This window comes from Solidesulfovibrio alcoholivorans DSM 5433, assembly GCF_000702665.1.
GTDB lineage: Bacteria > Desulfobacterota > Desulfovibrionia > Desulfovibrionales > Desulfovibrionaceae > Solidesulfovibrio > Solidesulfovibrio alcoholivorans.
In genome coordinates this window covers 107,211-121,664 of sequence record NZ_JNJA01000009.1, presented here as the reverse complement: position 1 = coordinate 121,664, position 14,454 = coordinate 107,211, and the positions used below count along the sequence as shown (strand labels likewise).

The following is a 14,454-nucleotide window of genomic DNA, read 5'->3' as shown; positions in this document are numbered from 1 at the left end:
TATGTACAATGCCAAATATATCATACCCGGCATTATTTTCTTCCTGGCCCTCGTCTTCGCCCCCGTCGCCTACAACTTGGGCAAAGGGGTCTTCGAGGTCAAACCCGAACTGCCCAAAGACCAGAAAGACTGCATCGAAGATGCGCAGACCATGCGCGACAAGCATATGCAGATCTTAAACGAGTGGCGCAACGAAGCCGTGCGTGACGGTGAACGGATCTACGTTAATTCCAAAGGCAAGAAATACGTCAAGAGCCTCACCAACACCTGCATGAGCTGCCACACGGACAAGGCCAAGTTCTGTGACCGCTGCCACGATACGGTTGGCGTGGCCCCCTACTGCTGGGATTGCCACAATCTTACGCCGAACCAGAAATCGCCCATTCCCCTCGCCGAAAACGGCGAAGCGGGCGGACACTAGGCCGGCGCGCCCGGTGACACCTCCACTCAAGGGGACCACATCATGAAGAACACCAGACGAGAGTTCCTGAAACTGGCCGCCGTGTCCGCCATCGGCGTCGGCGCCGGTCGTCTCGGCTTCCTGGGCGACGCCCCGGCTCATGCCGGCCCGCTGCCCGGAGTGGCCAATTTCGAGGAAGGCCTCAAGGCCAAGCACTGGGGCATGGCCATCTTCACGGCCAAGATGACCCCCGAACTCATCGAGAAGTGCCGCACGGCCTGCCACACCGAACACAACGTGCCGGACATCCCCGGCAACAAGAACATCAAGTGGTTCTGGGGCGCGTCCTTCGAGGAGGGCTTCCCCACCGAGCACGGCCACTACCTGTCCGAGGAAGTCGAGCACCGGGAGTTTCCGCTCCTGTGCAACCAGTGCGAAACGCCCATGTGCGTGAAGGTCTGCCCGACCCAGGCCACGTTCCAGCGGCCGGACGGCATTGTCATGATGGACTTCCACCGCTGCATCGGCTGCCGCTACTGCATGGCCGGCTGCCCCTTCGGCGCGCGCAGCTTCAACTTCCAGGACCCGCGTCCCTTCATCAAGCACTTCAACCCGCATTTTCCCACCCGCATGCGCGGCGTCGTGGAAAAATGCAACTTCTGCGCCGAGCGCCTTGCCATCGGCAAGATGCCCATGTGCGTGGAAGCGGCTGGCGGGGCTCTCGTCTTCGGCGATCTGGCCGACGAGAACTCCGATGTCCGCAAGGTCCTGCGCGAGCACTTCGCCATCCGCCGCAAACCGGACGCCGGCACCTCGCCGAGCGTGTACTACATTCTGTGAGGTAAGCCATGCTGGAAAAAGCACTCAAAGGAAGTCCCCGATACTGGGGCACGCTGATCGCCCTCGGGATGATCGTGCTGCTCGGTCTGGGCTTTTGGCTCTACCAGTTGACCTTCGGCATGAAGATCACGGGGCTCAACAGAGACGTGTCCTGGGGCTTCTACATCGCCCAGTTCACCTATTTGGTCGGTGTGGCCGCCTCGGCCGTCATGCTGGTGCTGCCCTACTACTTCCACCACTACAAGGAATTCTCCAAGATGATCATCCTGGGTGAATTCCTGGCCATCTCCGCGGTGGTCATGTGCCTCGGTTTCATCATCGTGGATATCGGCCAACCGCAACGGATGATGAACGTGCTGCTCAACGCCACGCCCCATTCCATGCTGTTTTGGGACATGGTCGTCCTGAACGGCTACCTGTTCCTCAATATCATCGTCGGCTGGACGAGCCTGCAGTACTTCAAAAACGACATGACGCCGCCCAAGTGGTGCAAGTTCCTGGCCTTCGTGTCGGTCATCTGGGCCTTCTCCATCCACACCGTCACGGCCTTCCTGTACGCGGGTCTGCCCGGCCGCCACTACTTCCTGACGGCCATCATGGCCGCCCGCTTCCTGGCCTCGGCCTTCTGTTCCGGTCCGGCCATCCTGCTGCTGCTCATCCTCTTCCTGCGGCGCCTGACCGGCTTCGATCCCGGCAAGAAGGCCATCAACCGCCTGGCCGTGATCATCACCTACGCCATGTGCGTGAACATCTTCTTCTTCCTGCTGGAAGTGTTCACCTCGTTCTACAGCAACATGCCCGGCCATATCGCGCCGTTTCAGTATCTGTTTACGGGCATCGACGGCCACGACATGATGGTGCCGTTCATGTGGACGGCGGTGGTCATGGGCCTGGGTTGCCTGGTCTTCCTCATCCCCACGCCCGTGCGCGAGAAGACCCCGGCGCTCGTAATCGGCCTCATCATGCTGGTCATCGCCTCCTGGATCGACAAGGGCCTGGGCCTGCTCATCGGCGGCTTCACGCCCAACCCCTTCGAGACGGTCACGGTCTACGCCCCCACGGTGCCCGAGATCATGATCTCGCTTATGGTGTTCGCCATGGGCGGCATCGTGCTCACGGTGCTGTGGAAGATCGCCGTGGAAGTGCGCGTCGAAGTCGAAGGCGGCAACCTGTCCATGGTGCCGCCCCCGGCTGCAGAAGCCGAGTAACGCGGTTCCGATTGCAGACACAAGGCCCGCTTCCGCAAGGAGGCGGGCCTTTTTCGCCGCGTCTCCCGCCATTGACGGCAGACCCGCCGCCGGGCTACTGCCACCCATACCCCAAGTCGCAAAAGGACGAATCGACTCCATGAACGAAAGCTATATCCAGCAGCTCTTCGCCGCCCGCATCGGCGGCGACAAGTTCGGCAAGGACACGGTCCTTTACAAGTTCGAGAAGATCAAGCGCGCCAAGAAGGCCGCTTTGGCAGCCCATCCCGACGTGGCGCTCATTGACCTCGGCGTCGGCGAACCTGACTGGATGGCCGCGCCCGAGGTGGTCGAGGTGCTGTGCGCCGAGGCGCGCAAGCCCGAAAACCGCGGCTACACCGACAACGGCGTGCAGGTCTTCAAGGACGCCGCCGCCCGCTACATGGCCGCAGTCTACGGCGTGGCCGGCATCGACCCGGCCTGCGAAGTGGTCCACGGCATCGGCTCCAAGCCGGTCCTGGCCCTGCTGCCGCTGGCCTTCATCAACCCCGACGACATCACCATCATGACCGTGCCCGGCTACCCGGTCATGGGCACCACCACCAAGGGCCTGGGCGGCGAGGTGGTCAACCTGCCGCTTTTGCCGGAAAACGATTTCCTGCCCGACCTCGACGCGCTGACCGCGGAGCAGCGCCGCCGCGCCAAGCTCCTCTACATCAACTACCCCAACAACCCCACGGGCGCGACGGCCACTCCGGACTTTTTCGAGAAAGTGGTGCGCTTCGCCAAGGAAAACGGCGTCATCGTGGTTTCCGACGCCGCCTACGGGGCGCTGACCTTTGACGGCCGCAAGCCCCTCAGCTTCCTGGCCACTCCGGGCGCCAAGGACGTGGGCGTGGAAATCCACTCCCTGTCCAAGGCCTACAACATGACCGGCTGGCGTCTGGCCTTCGTGTGTGGCAACGAACTCGTGGTCAAGGGCTTTGCCGCGGTCAAGGACAACAACGATTCCGGCCAGTTCGCCGCCATCCAGAAGGCCGGCGTCTACTGCCTGGAGCATCCCGAAATCACGGAGAAGACGGCGGCCAAGTACTCCCGCCGCCACGACATGCTGGTCGCGGCACTGGTCGCGGCGGGCTTTTCGGTCAAGAAACCGGGCGCGTCCTTCTACCTCTACGCCCGCATCCCCGGCGGCACCAAGGCCGGCCGGACCTTCGCCTCGGCCGAGGACTTCTCCCAGTACATGATCACCGAAAAACTCATCTCCACCGTGCCCTGGGACGATGCAGGACCCTACGTCCGTTTTTCCGTCACCTTCGAGGCCGCGGACGAGGCCGAGGAGCGCCGGATCATCGACGAGATCGCCCGCCGGCTTTCCGATGCGGGGTTCGTGTTCTAGAAACGACGCGGCCGGGGAGGAACGGCGTTCCTCCCCGGCCGATTGCGCCATGCGCCTGCCGTGCCGGCATTCGTGTTGGCGGGGCAGCGCTATTCGTCGTCGGTGAGCACCAGTTCCCGCCCTTCGCCCGGGTAGATACGCCGCTCGGCATAGGGCGTCGGACGCTCGGGGACGGGCCAGTGGCCGGGCTGGGGCTCCGGGCCTTCCTGGGCCACGGGGCTTGGGTGCTTGTCCGCGTTGACCGGATGGGAACGGATGTCCACCCCGGGCACGGGACAGCTGAATTCGATGGCGATGTGGTTGGGATCGAAGGAATACAGTGAAAAGATGAATCCGTGGTCGATGATCTCCGAGGCCCAGAAGCCCGCGGCTTCCAGCGCGTCCTTGATCTCCCACAAATCGTCGCGGTCGCGCACGCCGATGGACACGTGGTCAAAGGCGAAGGGGCCGGAGACGGGCACGCCGTGGTCCTTTTCCTCGATGGGCGCGACATGGGGCCACTCGAAAAACGCGATCATGTCGTTTTCCGAAATCTCGAAGAAGTAATGCCTGTAGCCGGGACGCCCCAGGCCCGCGACCAGGCGCATGCGCAGCAGATCGCGCCAGAAGCGGATGGTCGCGTCCATGTCGCCCGTGGCCATGGCCAGGTGGTTGACGCCGGTGTAACGCATGAAGCTCTCCCGGAAGGGGCGCGTGCCGGCGGCTACGACTCGATGCCCAGAGACTGCGGGAAAAACGACCCCGTGAAGACAAGCTCCGCCGCGCCGCGCAAGTATGCCTTGCCGTCACGCAAAATCACGCCAAGCTCCTCGCCGCCCGTGGTGGTGACCACGGTTTCGTCGCCGGCAAGCCCCAGTTCCCTGGCGATGACCGCCGAGGCCACGGCCCCGGTGCCGCAGGCGTAGGTCTCGTCCTCCACGCCGCGCTCGTAGGTCCGCAGCGACAACCGCCCGGCCCCGTCCGGGGCGATGAAGTTGACGTTGGTGCCGGCCGGCTTGAACGCTTCGTGGAAACGGATGGCCCGGCCGAGTTTCCACACGTCCACGGCCTCCAGATGCTCCACCACGGCCACGGCGTGGGGCACGCCGGTGTTGACGAAGTGGAGCGGAAACTCCTGCTGCTCGATCTCGACGGTCATGTCCAGGCGCAGGTCCTTCGGTTCGGTCAGCTGCACCGTCACGAGGTTGGACTCCTCGTCCACTTCCGCCTCGATGGGGCCGGCGTCGGTGCCGAAGACGTGGCGCGACGGGGCGATGCCGAGCATCCAGGCCAGCCGCGCCGCGCAGCGCGAACCGTTGCCGCACATCTCGGCCCGCGAGCCGTCGGCGTTGAAGAAATGCCACTTGTAGGCCAGCCCGGACCCCTCTGGCGCATGATCGAGGAAGATCATGCCGTCGGCCCCGACGCCGAAGGCCTTGCGACACACCGCCATCACGAGCTCCGGCATCGCTTCCGGGTCATATGCGAGGACGCGGTTGTCCACGCACACGAAATCATTGCCGCAGCCCTGCATCTTGAAAAACGGAACGGACGGGCCGCAAACGGCTTCGAGATCCATGGAAGGCTCCTTTGCAAATAATCGTCCCTACGCCCTAGCAGATCGGCCGTATGGCGTCGAGAGGCGGTCGTGCGTTCAGGCCGGCAGGTAGGCCCGGGCCACACGCCACAGGTCTTCATAGGAATACTTCGCCCGAAGCCCCAGGCACAGCTCTTCGGCCAGCACCATCTTGCGCGCCGCGTCGACGAGCACCGCCCGACGGTGCAGCGACAGCCGCCGCCGCAAAAAAGCCTCGTCGAAGCCGTCCGCCACGAGCGCCAGCCCCTCGGCGAAAAAAAGCGAGCGGCAGGATTCGGCCAGTGCCCGGCACGCTTCCTTGCCCTCGCGGCGCACCATGACCAGTCCGTACATCAGGCGGGCAAGCAGCACGCCCGGCGAAAGGCCGTGGTCCACGGCCGCCGGGTCGTCTGCGGCGGAGGGCGGCGCGTCGCCCGCACGCGTCTTTTCCGCCATGGCATAGGCCTGCTCCATGATTACGGCCTCGCGCGCAGGCGGCACGGCGAAATGGGCGGTCAGAAGCGACAGCACGCGCTGGGGGTTGTCTCCCGAAGCCATGGCGGCAAGAGTTCCGGCCATGCAGTCCAGGGCACGGCGCAATGCGCCGAGCGCCTGCGCCCGGCCGGCCGCGTACAGCCGGCGCACCGCCTCCTCCGGCAGGTTCGAGCCGAATGCCGTCTCCAACAACAGCCGGATGTACGGCTCCGTCACCGCCGCCATCTCCTCCTGCACGACCCGTGCGCCCTTGCGGCTGTCCATGAGCTTTTTCAGCGACAGCCAATAGGCCGCCACGGCCTTGGCGGGCATTTCCACGATGTCGAGGTCGGCTCTGTCCGTATCCGGGCTTGGCATGGGGCTGTGGCCTTTTGCATGAAATGCGGATAATCATGACCATGTCCGAAACGATGCGTTGCGGACCAAACGACCATACGGCGAAGCATCCGCCGGCGGCAAGCCCGGCCGGCGTGGAGGAGCGCTATGCGCGGACGTTGGCTCAAAGTGCTCATGGTGGTGCTGGTGCTCGTGCCGGTGGGGCTGACGGCCTACCTGGCCAACAATCTCTACCACCGCAAGGGCGTGCCCGAAGCCCTGGAAAACCTGACCCGGCAGCTCTTTCGCTCCAAGGAAGACGAGCGCAAGGCCGAAGCCCGGGCCGTGGAACTCGAACGCAAGGCCGGTGAACTGCAAACCGCCTACGACGCCCTGGTCGCGGACCTGCGCGGCGAGGTGGACAGCCGGGACATCCGCGTACGCCAGTTCCGGGAAAAACTCGAAATCAATTTCGTCGACAAGGTGCTCTTCGCCTCGGGCAGCGCGGAAATCACGCCCCGGGGGCGCGCCATCCTGCTCAAGGTCGCCGGCGTCCTGAATAGGGTCAAGGACAAGAGCATCTATGTCGTCGGCCACACCGACGCCAACCCGATCCACTCGGCCCTGTACCCCTCCAACTGGGAGCTCTCCACCGCCCGCTCGTCCTCGGTCATCCGCTTCCTGTCCGAACAGGGCGGCCTGACCCCGGAACGCTTCACCGCCATGGGCCGCGCCTTCTACCAGCCCGTGGCCAGCAACGCCACGCCCGAAGGCCGCCAGGAAAACCGCCGCGTGGACGTCATCATCGCCGACGTGCCGCTGCTCTCCAGCGAAACCGGCTCGGAAAGCGTGCGCGGCACGGCTACCGGCAAGGAGCCGGCCGCGCAATCCCCCGCTCCCGGGCAGGAACCCCTGCGCGAATCCGCGCCGCCGCCCCCGCCCCCAGGCCCGAACGAACCCCTCGCGCCCACGCCGTCGCCGTCCTCGCAGGAAGAGGCCACGACCACGCCGCCCCAGGCCGAGCCCGCTCCCCCCGGCGATGTCGCGGAACCCGCGGCTCCTGCCGCCGACGTCACGACACCTGCTGGCCCGGATGCCGCCGGTGCGAAACCCGCCTCCCCACCCGTGCCGCCCGATCTGCCGCCCGCGCTGCCCGACAAGCCCGCTCCCGGCAAGTAGCAGGCTACTAACGCCTCCGGGTGGCGGCTGGGGCGCTGCCCCGGACCCCGCCGGGGGGAGTCACTCCCCCCGGTCCCCCCGTTCGGCGTCGTGGCGCGGAGGAGGCTGCGGGCACCGCGAGGCTTGGCGTTGGCGGTACGAAGATGGGGCCGGTATTTCCCCTGCCGCTGCCGCCGCTTTCGCGGCAGGCTCGGCAGGGAAAATCCCGGCCCCAGGCCGTCGCCCTTTCAGGGCGAGGTTGAAGGAATTTTGCTTTGAAAGCCTTGGGAAGAGAAAAACCTTAAAGGGATTCAGTGTTCCCAAATGCGGCGCTTCGCCGCTGGCGCCCGACCACATGGTCCGGCGCACCGCCCTCCGACCGTCCTCTCACCCGCATTCGACTCCCCCGTCCAGGGGGGCCGGGGGGGATGATCCCCCCCCGGCGGGGCGTGGGGCAGAGCCCCACTTCTTCGTCGTCACTTCGCTTCGCTTCCCTTTCCCTAAAATCCTCCCGGGCGCTGTTGCGACTGTTGCTGCGGCAGCGGTTGCGGCTGTGGTGGCGTGGGGTTTGGGGCGGCGGGTTTTGGGGGGACGTAGCCGTAGTCCCATTTGGTCATGGGGCCGCCCATATCCATGGCGAGGGTGGCGGTGATGGCGGAGAGGGGGTCGGTGGGCATGCGGTTTTTACGGGCGAAGATGATATAGTCTTCGGTCAGGCCGGTTTCCATGGTGCCGGCGTGGGCCATGGACCAGAGGCGTTCGCCGCTTTGGACGTCGATGACGTCGAAGGTGAAGGAGACGCCGCTGTCGCCGCGTGTGCCGCCGGACATGACGTAGGTGAATTTGCCGACGATGACGACGTCAAGGCCCATTTTGCGGGCCAGGGCCACGGCCTGCGGCGTTGTGGCGTTACGCAGGTTGGCTTCGTAGATGAGTTTGGGAAAGACGCGGTCGCGGGTCCAGGTTTGCCAGACGATGCGTGTGAGTTGCTCGCCGAGTTCCTGGGGGTAGGCGATGTCCTGGGTGACCTGGAAGGGCACGATGAGCGCGCCGACGGGTCTGGGCGGCGAGCGCATGGGCTCGACGTAGACTTCGGGGTTGCCGCGACGGGTGTAGTTGTCGATGTAGAAGGTATGCTTGTCGGAGAGTTTGGGCTCCACGGCGCAGGCCGCGACAAGGAGGCACAGGGCGAGGCCGAGGAGCGGCAGGCCGGGCAGGGGACTGGCGCGATGGAGCGTGCGGCGCATGGGGCCTCCTTGGGTGTCGGGGGTTACTGGCGCGTGGTGGTGACCACGGGCGCGTCGGAGAGGGTTTTGAGCAGTTGTTCCCGGGAGGAGAGCAGGCTTTCGCGCAGCTCCTGTCGTTTCTTGGACGGCAGCAGGCGGAATTCGGGGCGATCGGCCATGCGGTCCAGTTCGCGCATTTCCTCGCGGATGCGGCGGGCCTTGAGTTGGAAGGCCTGTTCCTCGGGGCGCGCTTTGGAGGCGAGGTCGGCAAGCTCGGCGAGTTCGGCGGCCATGGCGCGAAAGGTCCCGGGATGGATATCCCGGGCCAGTCGTCGTCTGTGTGCCAGATTCTGCCAGAGTCCGCGCAACCATGCCCACATGGCTCGTTCCGTCCTCGGTTGGCGCGGGCGTGCCGGGCGGCATGCCGGGTGCGCCTTTTTCGTTGTTGTTGTCGCGGTTCCGGGCGGCAGCGTCAAGAGGGGGCTATTGGCCGGGAGTGAAGTTTTGCAGCATGGCCAGCAGCAGGAACAGGTACAGGGACCATTTGATGAAGATGGCGGCCAGGGTCTGCGTGTACGCCCCTTCGTGGACTTTTTTGAGGCCGATGGCCTGCAGCGCCATGTACCAGACGAGGATGACGGGCGAGAGGATCTGCCCGGCCACGGGGATGGCGGAGAGGACGGTGGGCGCGGCGCTGTAGCACATGACCCGAAACGTCTCGTTGAAGCCCTTTTTGGCGCTGCGGAAAAGCAGGAGCAGCAGGTGGGTGAGCCAGGCGTCGAGGTAGATGCCGAGCGCGATGGCCAGGGGTACGAGCAGCAGGGCGATGAGGAAGCCCAGGCCCGGGGTGGCGGCCGCCGCGCCCAGGGCGTCGGACTGGGCCGAGCCGCCGAGTTTGGCCCGCAGGCCGAACAGCGACCAGAGGAAATCGAGCAGGAGCAGGAATTCGCTGATGAGCAGGTTGAAGACCAGGGCTTTGCTCTTGGGACGTCCTTCGGGCATTTCCCCGAAAAAGGTCATCGGCGTGAAGAGGAGCTTTTTGAGCGTCAGGAAAAGGCCCGGGAAAAAACCGTAGGCGTCGAGGCGCTCCCAGGGAATGGGATCGCTGACGATTTCGCGGGGCGGGGTTTCCTCTTCGCGGAACGGGTCGCCCAGGGATTCCGGCTCCACGGGTTTTTTCGAGGGGCCTTCGTCCATGGCCTTGAGCCGCGCCCAGATGTCGCGCACGCCGTCGCTGCGGCGCGGGGCGGGTTCTTCGGCTTTGGGCTCGGGGGCCGGGAGGGTCCGGGGTTCCTCGGGGACATCGTGCGCTCCGGGCGTGGCGTCCGGGACGTTGGGAACGTCGTGGCGCGCCGCTGGAGCCGCGGGCGTTTCCTCGGAGGGAGGTGCGGCCGGTGCGGGGGGCTGGCGTGGCTCATCGGCCCGATACGGCGGCGTTTCGTCAGACGGGGGCCGTTCGTGGCGCGGGGCATGTTGCGGCGGCGTGGGGCGTTGCGCGTCGTCAGCGGCATCGGACAGGCGACGGCGACGCGGGGGCGCTACGGCGTAGGGTTCCTCCGCGTCGTCGGCGACGCCGGGCGCATTCTCGGGCGCGGGTTCCCGAAAATGGGCCGGCGCTTCCTCCTCAAGGGGGCCGGCGGGCTCGAGGGGCTCGGGAGGAGCGCTGCGCCGTTTGCTGGGCGCAGGAATCTCGTGCACGTCCTCCTCGGGCAGGGGCGGCAGGGTGTCGGGGTCGAAGCGGCTTGCGGGCGCGGGTGTCGCCTCGCGCCGCGCTGCGGCCGGTCCGGGCCTGCGCCAGGAGGATTCGGCTTCCTCGACGCCGGGCAGGGGGGCTTGGCTGCGGGATTCGGGGCGGCGCGGGGCCGGTTCCCGGTCCAGACGGAATTTGAACCGATGGCGGCACTTGGGGCAAGTGGCCATGGTCGAGGTCACCGGAACCTTGTTGTCGGGAATGTCCCGGAAGAAGCCGCATTGCGGGCAAGTGATGCGCATCATGTCCCTTTATGGGCCGCACGAAGGCGGCTGCCGGACGTGAACCGGCAGGATGCAGTGTAGCCGGAGCGCGGCCTCAAGGCAACCGCTGCCGTGGCCGCAAACCCCAGGGTCGTTACCACAGCGGCGGCAGGAGCAAAACCCTTCCGTCGCGCCGGTCGCCGGACAGGGCGCTGAAGAATGCGAGGGGCAGGGATGGGTAGTCGCTGCTGAGGTGGTGGCGGGGCTGGCCTGCTGCGGCGTCGTAGGCCGCGAGCTTGGCCTTGACCGCGCCTTCGTCGGCAAGGAGCCGGTTGTAGTGGAATAGCGGCGTGTCAAGGGCCAGGGCGGCCCGGCCGGCGAGGCCTTCCAGGCGTTCGTGCACGGGCCGGACGTAGCGCGGCGAAGCGGGCGGCAGCATGTGGAAAAGGCGCAACTGGAGGTCGGGCCAAAGGCCGTGTCCGACCTTGGCGTGGCCCTGGTCGGGATAGAGGGTCAGGCGGGGGAAGAAGACGCCGCCGATATCCGGGGCGCGCGTCACGCGGGCGATGGTTTGCGCCATGCCCGGGGCGGGGCGTTCGTCCGGGTCGAGGGTCAGGACCCAGCCCGGCGGGCAGGCGGCCAGGAGGGCGTTGCGCTGGGCCGCGAAGTCGCCGGCCAGGGGCCGGGCCAGGTGGCGCACGGGCATGCCCAGGGCGCGGGCGAGGGAGGCTTGGCGCGGCACGGCTGCGGCGTCCCAGCAGAGGACGGCGCTGTGCGCCAGCCCGGCGCAGGCGGCGAAGAATTCCTCGAGACCGGTCTCCTGGGGCTGGACGAGCACGGCCAGGGTCACGTCCGGCGGGGCGGGGGCGGGCCGGGCGGCGTCGTACGGGGCATCGGGCAGGGGAACGCTTGCCGTGAGCATCCGGCGTACCCAGGCCAGGGCTTCGCGCGTGTGCGGCTGGCCGGACTCGGGGTTGGCGACGACGACGGCCCGGGCGGGATCGAACCCGGCGAGCGCTGGCAGGCAGTAAAGGGCCTGCCGCGAGGTGTCGGCGAGAAGCCTGGCCTGGCCGTCCGGGGTGCGCCAGTCCAGGCCGCCGCTTGCGGCGAGGCGGCGCGCGGCGGCCGGGTCCGGGGACAGTACCGTCAGAACTTTGTCGTCAGGCAGGCTTCGGGCCAGGGCTCCGGCCACGGCTCCCGAGCCGAGGCCGAGCAGGACGATTTCCCGGGCGTCCCGGGCGGCGCGCAGGATGCGCCCGGCCCAGGCCCGCACGCGGGCTGCGTCGGGGGCGGGAGACGGCGAAACGTCGGCGTTCCGCTCTTCGCCGAGCCGCCAGGCCAGGATTTCCCCGGTATAGGTGAAAAAAGGATGCGCGCCTTGCACCACGGCCTCCGCAGAGGGCTGTAGCGCAGGGCGCGACGGAAAGTCCAGGCGGGACGAGCGGGGCTCAGCCCTGGGCGCGGCTGGCGGCGTAGGCGGCCATGATGCGGTTGACGGGCGCGGCCTTGGTGTAGGGGGCGGCGCTGCCGGGAATAGGTGTCGGGATATTGACGTGGACGACCGGCTCGGTCTTGACCGGGGCCGGACCGGCGCTCGGCACCACGGGCTGGCGCGGCGTGGCGGCGGGCGTGTCCGCGGCCATGGCGGCGGGGTAGGCCGCTGCGGCGGCGGCCTGGGAAACGTACGGCGCGGCGGAGGCGACAGCCGGGCGGTTGGTCGCCTGGACGCCCGTGGTCGGCACGACCTTGGTCGCGACCTTGGCATTGGCCTCGTTGAAGGCGTCGCGCAGGCCGGTCAGAATGTGCATCACCTCGTCGATCTTGGAGATGTCCAGCTTGAGGTTGGCGGCCAGCAGGCGCGTGCTGCAGAAGAAGTAGAGCTTTTGCAGGCGGTCGGCCAGTTCGCCGCCCTTCTGGGCGTTGAGGGTGCCCTGGAGTTCGGAGAGGATGTCCAGGGCCTTGGAGATGAGGATGCCCTTCTGGGCATAGTCCCTGGCGGCGATCTTTTCCTTGGCTTGGCGCAGGAACTTGAGCGCCGCGTCGAAGAGCATGATGAGCAGGTCGCCCTGGGTGGTGGTGGCGACCTGGGTTTGAAAGTAGGATCTGGCGGCGCTTTGCATGGAAGTCTCCCCCTGTTTTGCCTCTTATCGGACGGCAGCGGATTTTCTGAAGGGGGAACGGAAAATTGTCCCGCGCGGCGATTACGAGGAGGAGGAGCTGAGCTGGTTGATCTGCGAGGTAAGCTGGTTTTGCATCTGGTTGTACCGCGACAGCAGGGCGTCGGTTTTGGCGAAGCGCTTGCGCAGGTTGGAGGCGTAAGTGTCTATGCGGCGCTGCTCGAAAGCGATCTTGTCGTCGATCATGTGCGTGATGTCGTCGTAGTTCTCGTCGAGGATATGCAGGGGGCCATCGGTGTTGTCGGTGAGCTGGGCGAGCAGATCCATAAGCTCTCCGGTCTTTCCTTGCTTGAGGGATACCGTGCCGGTGTGGGTGCCGGCGGTGACGTCGATGGCTTTGATGACCATACCGGCTTCGTCGTAGCCGTGCGCGCCGGTAATGAGGTTGGAATTGCTGTGCCAGAGGGCCTCGTGCCCGTTGATGGTGGCGCCGGTGAGCTTGCCGCTGGCGTTGGTGGTGTAGGACACGTCGTAGGTGCCACACTTGGTGGTGCCGGAAATGTAGGAGGAGAGCGTCATATCCGAAGAGTCGGTGCGGCCGAGGTAGTTGGCGGCGAACAGTTCCGCCACGCCGCTGGCGTTGGAGGCAAGGACGGTGGTGAGGCGGGCGTTGCTGATGACGAGCAGGCCTTCGGTCTTGGAGCCCTGCTCGGCGTCGGTGAGGATGCCGAGTTGGGAGAGCACGGAGAAGGTGTCGCCGGTGTAGTCGAAGCCCACGCCTTTTCCGGCCACGGCGGTCTTGAGCTTGGTGTCGATGAGCTGAAGGCCGTAGTTGCCGGTCAGGAGGGAACCCTTCTGCGTGGTGGAGTCGTATGCCGTGAGATCCTGGAGCAGGGAGCGCACGGTGTTCATCTGCTCGACGAAGGTCTGGATGTTCTCCCGGACCGCATCGGTGTCCGTGGCGGTGGTGATGGTGACCGTGCCCGTGCTTTTGAGGTTGAGGGTCAGGCCGGAGATGAGGTCCGTGACGGTGTTGGTCTCGCGGGTGATGTAGGAACCTGTCCCCGTGGGCCAGCCGTCGAGCTTGAGCTGCGCGCTGGCGTTGGACGTGATGGTGTCGAAATCGGCCGCGCCGAACCCGGTGAGGGTGGTCCCCGAGTCGATGACGAGGCTCGCGTCGTCGCCGGTGTCCATGCCGCGCAGTTGGAGGTAGTATTTGGAGCCGTCGTAGACCACGTTGGCCTTGACGCCGGCGTTGTTGGGGTCGTTGTTGACGATGCTGGCGAGGTCGGTGAGCGTGGCGTTTGCGCCGACGGAGACGGAATAGGTCGTGCCCTGGTAGGCGTATGCGAACGTCGCGTCGGTGCTGGCGGGATTGATGTCCGTGTCCGCGCTGGCATAGCCGGTCTGGGTCACCATGGCCTTGGCCGTGGCCAAGCGGGCCACCGTGATCGAATGGGAGCCGTCGAGGGCGTTCGAGCCCGTGCTGGCGCTTAAGATGGAAGAATTGGTGGAGTCGGTGGTTTTGACCAGAAACTCGCCCTCGGTGTCCATGCCCTCCAGCGTGGTCTTGAGTTCGAGCATGGCGGTGTTGAGTTCCTGGAAGGCCGCCTGTTTTTTGACCCAGGACTGTTTCCAGGTTTGCAGGGTCTTGATGCGGCCCTGCTCGACCTGGACGAGCTTGGTGATCAGCGCGTCGAAATCGGTGCCGTTGCCGAGGCCCGAATAGTTGATCTGCCCAGAGGTGCTGATCGGTGTGTAGGCGCTGATCGAGGACATGGTTCCATCCTGGCCAAAAAGTCGTCGTTG

The 14,454-nt window shown here is 66.2% G+C and carries 14 protein-coding genes; 5 read left to right on the top strand and 9 right to left on the bottom strand.

Features of this window, described 5'->3' with window-relative positions:
- The first annotated feature begins 1 nt into the window (after position 1).
- From dsrJ to Q368_RS0115770, 4 genes are all read left to right on the top strand, one after another.
- Positions 2–421 carry a sulfate reduction electron transfer complex DsrMKJOP subunit DsrJ gene (gene dsrJ / locus Q368_RS0115785; protein WP_029460024.1) on the top strand — a complete coding sequence of 140 codons (420 nt, stop codon included), beginning with the start codon at positions 2–4 and terminating at the stop codon, positions 419–421.
- A gap of 42 nt (positions 422–463) precedes the next feature.
- Positions 464–1,240 (top strand): sulfate reduction electron transfer complex DsrMKJOP subunit DsrO, encoded by a 777-nt coding sequence (dsrO, locus tag Q368_RS0115780; RefSeq protein ID WP_029460023.1) that lies wholly within the window; start codon positions 464–466, stop codon positions 1,238–1,240.
- A gap of 8 nt (positions 1,241–1,248) precedes the next feature.
- Positions 1,249–2,448, top strand: coding sequence for a sulfate reduction electron transfer complex DsrMKJOP subunit DsrP (dsrP, locus tag Q368_RS0115775; protein WP_029460022.1), 1,200 nt, complete (start codon positions 1,249–1,251; stop codon positions 2,446–2,448).
- A gap of 139 nt (positions 2,449–2,587) precedes the next feature.
- Entirely contained in the window at positions 2,588–3,826 is a 1,239-nt protein-coding gene (locus Q368_RS0115770) for an LL-diaminopimelate aminotransferase (RefSeq protein WP_029460021.1), read from the top strand.
- Positions 3,827–3,915: 89 nt separating this feature from the next.
- Here the strand turns inward: Q368_RS0115770 and Q368_RS0115765 are convergent, their stop codons facing one another.
- From Q368_RS0115765 to Q368_RS0115755, 3 genes are all read right to left on the bottom strand, one after another.
- Positions 3,916–4,497: a VOC family protein gene (locus Q368_RS0115765; RefSeq protein ID WP_029460020.1), complete on the bottom strand. Its 582-nt coding sequence runs from the start codon at positions 4,495–4,497 to the stop codon at positions 3,916–3,918.
- 32 nt (positions 4,498–4,529) lie between these two features.
- A complete protein-coding gene (gene dapF, locus Q368_RS0115760) occupies positions 4,530–5,384 on the bottom strand; it encodes a diaminopimelate epimerase (protein WP_029460019.1) in 855 nt (284 codons plus the stop codon).
- Between the two features lie 75 nt (positions 5,385–5,459).
- On the bottom strand, positions 5,460–6,233 hold the full coding sequence (locus Q368_RS0115755; protein ID WP_029460018.1) for a hypothetical protein: 774 nt from the start codon (positions 6,231–6,233) through the stop codon (positions 5,460–5,462).
- A gap of 126 nt (positions 6,234–6,359) precedes the next feature.
- Here Q368_RS0115755 and Q368_RS0115750 point away from each other — a divergent pair, with 126 nt between their 5' ends.
- Positions 6,360–7,370, top strand: a complete 1,011-nt coding sequence (locus Q368_RS0115750; RefSeq protein ID WP_029460017.1) for an OmpA family protein — start codon at positions 6,360–6,362, stop codon at positions 7,368–7,370.
- Between the two features lie 479 nt (positions 7,371–7,849).
- Here Q368_RS0115750 and Q368_RS0115745 read toward each other — a convergent pair whose 3' ends face one another.
- From Q368_RS0115745 to fliD, 6 genes are all read right to left on the bottom strand, one after another.
- Positions 7,850–8,596, bottom strand: coding sequence for a hypothetical protein (locus Q368_RS0115745; RefSeq protein WP_052360203.1), 747 nt, complete (start codon positions 8,594–8,596; stop codon positions 7,850–7,852).
- Between the two features lie 23 nt (positions 8,597–8,619).
- Positions 8,620–8,955, bottom strand: coding sequence for a hypothetical protein (locus Q368_RS0115740; protein WP_029460015.1), 336 nt, complete (start codon positions 8,953–8,955; stop codon positions 8,620–8,622).
- 103 nt (positions 8,956–9,058) lie between these two features.
- Positions 9,059–10,570 carry a YIP1 family protein gene (locus Q368_RS0115735; protein ID WP_245611370.1) on the bottom strand — a complete coding sequence of 504 codons (1,512 nt, stop codon included), beginning with the start codon at positions 10,568–10,570 and terminating at the stop codon, positions 9,059–9,061.
- A 112-nt stretch (positions 10,571–10,682) separates the two neighbouring features.
- Complete coding sequence (locus tag Q368_RS0115730) at positions 10,683–11,912, bottom strand: glycosyltransferase family protein (RefSeq protein ID WP_029460013.1); 1,230 nt, start codon at positions 11,910–11,912, stop codon at positions 10,683–10,685.
- 64 nt (positions 11,913–11,976) lie between these two features.
- Positions 11,977–12,648 (bottom strand): flagellar export chaperone FliS, encoded by a 672-nt coding sequence (gene fliS / locus Q368_RS0115725; RefSeq protein WP_029460012.1) that lies wholly within the window; start codon positions 12,646–12,648, stop codon positions 11,977–11,979.
- Between the two features lie 81 nt (positions 12,649–12,729).
- Positions 12,730–14,424: a flagellar filament capping protein FliD gene (gene fliD / locus Q368_RS0115720; protein WP_029460011.1), complete on the bottom strand. Its 1,695-nt coding sequence runs from the start codon at positions 14,422–14,424 to the stop codon at positions 12,730–12,732.
- Positions 14,425–14,454 lie beyond the last annotated feature (30 nt).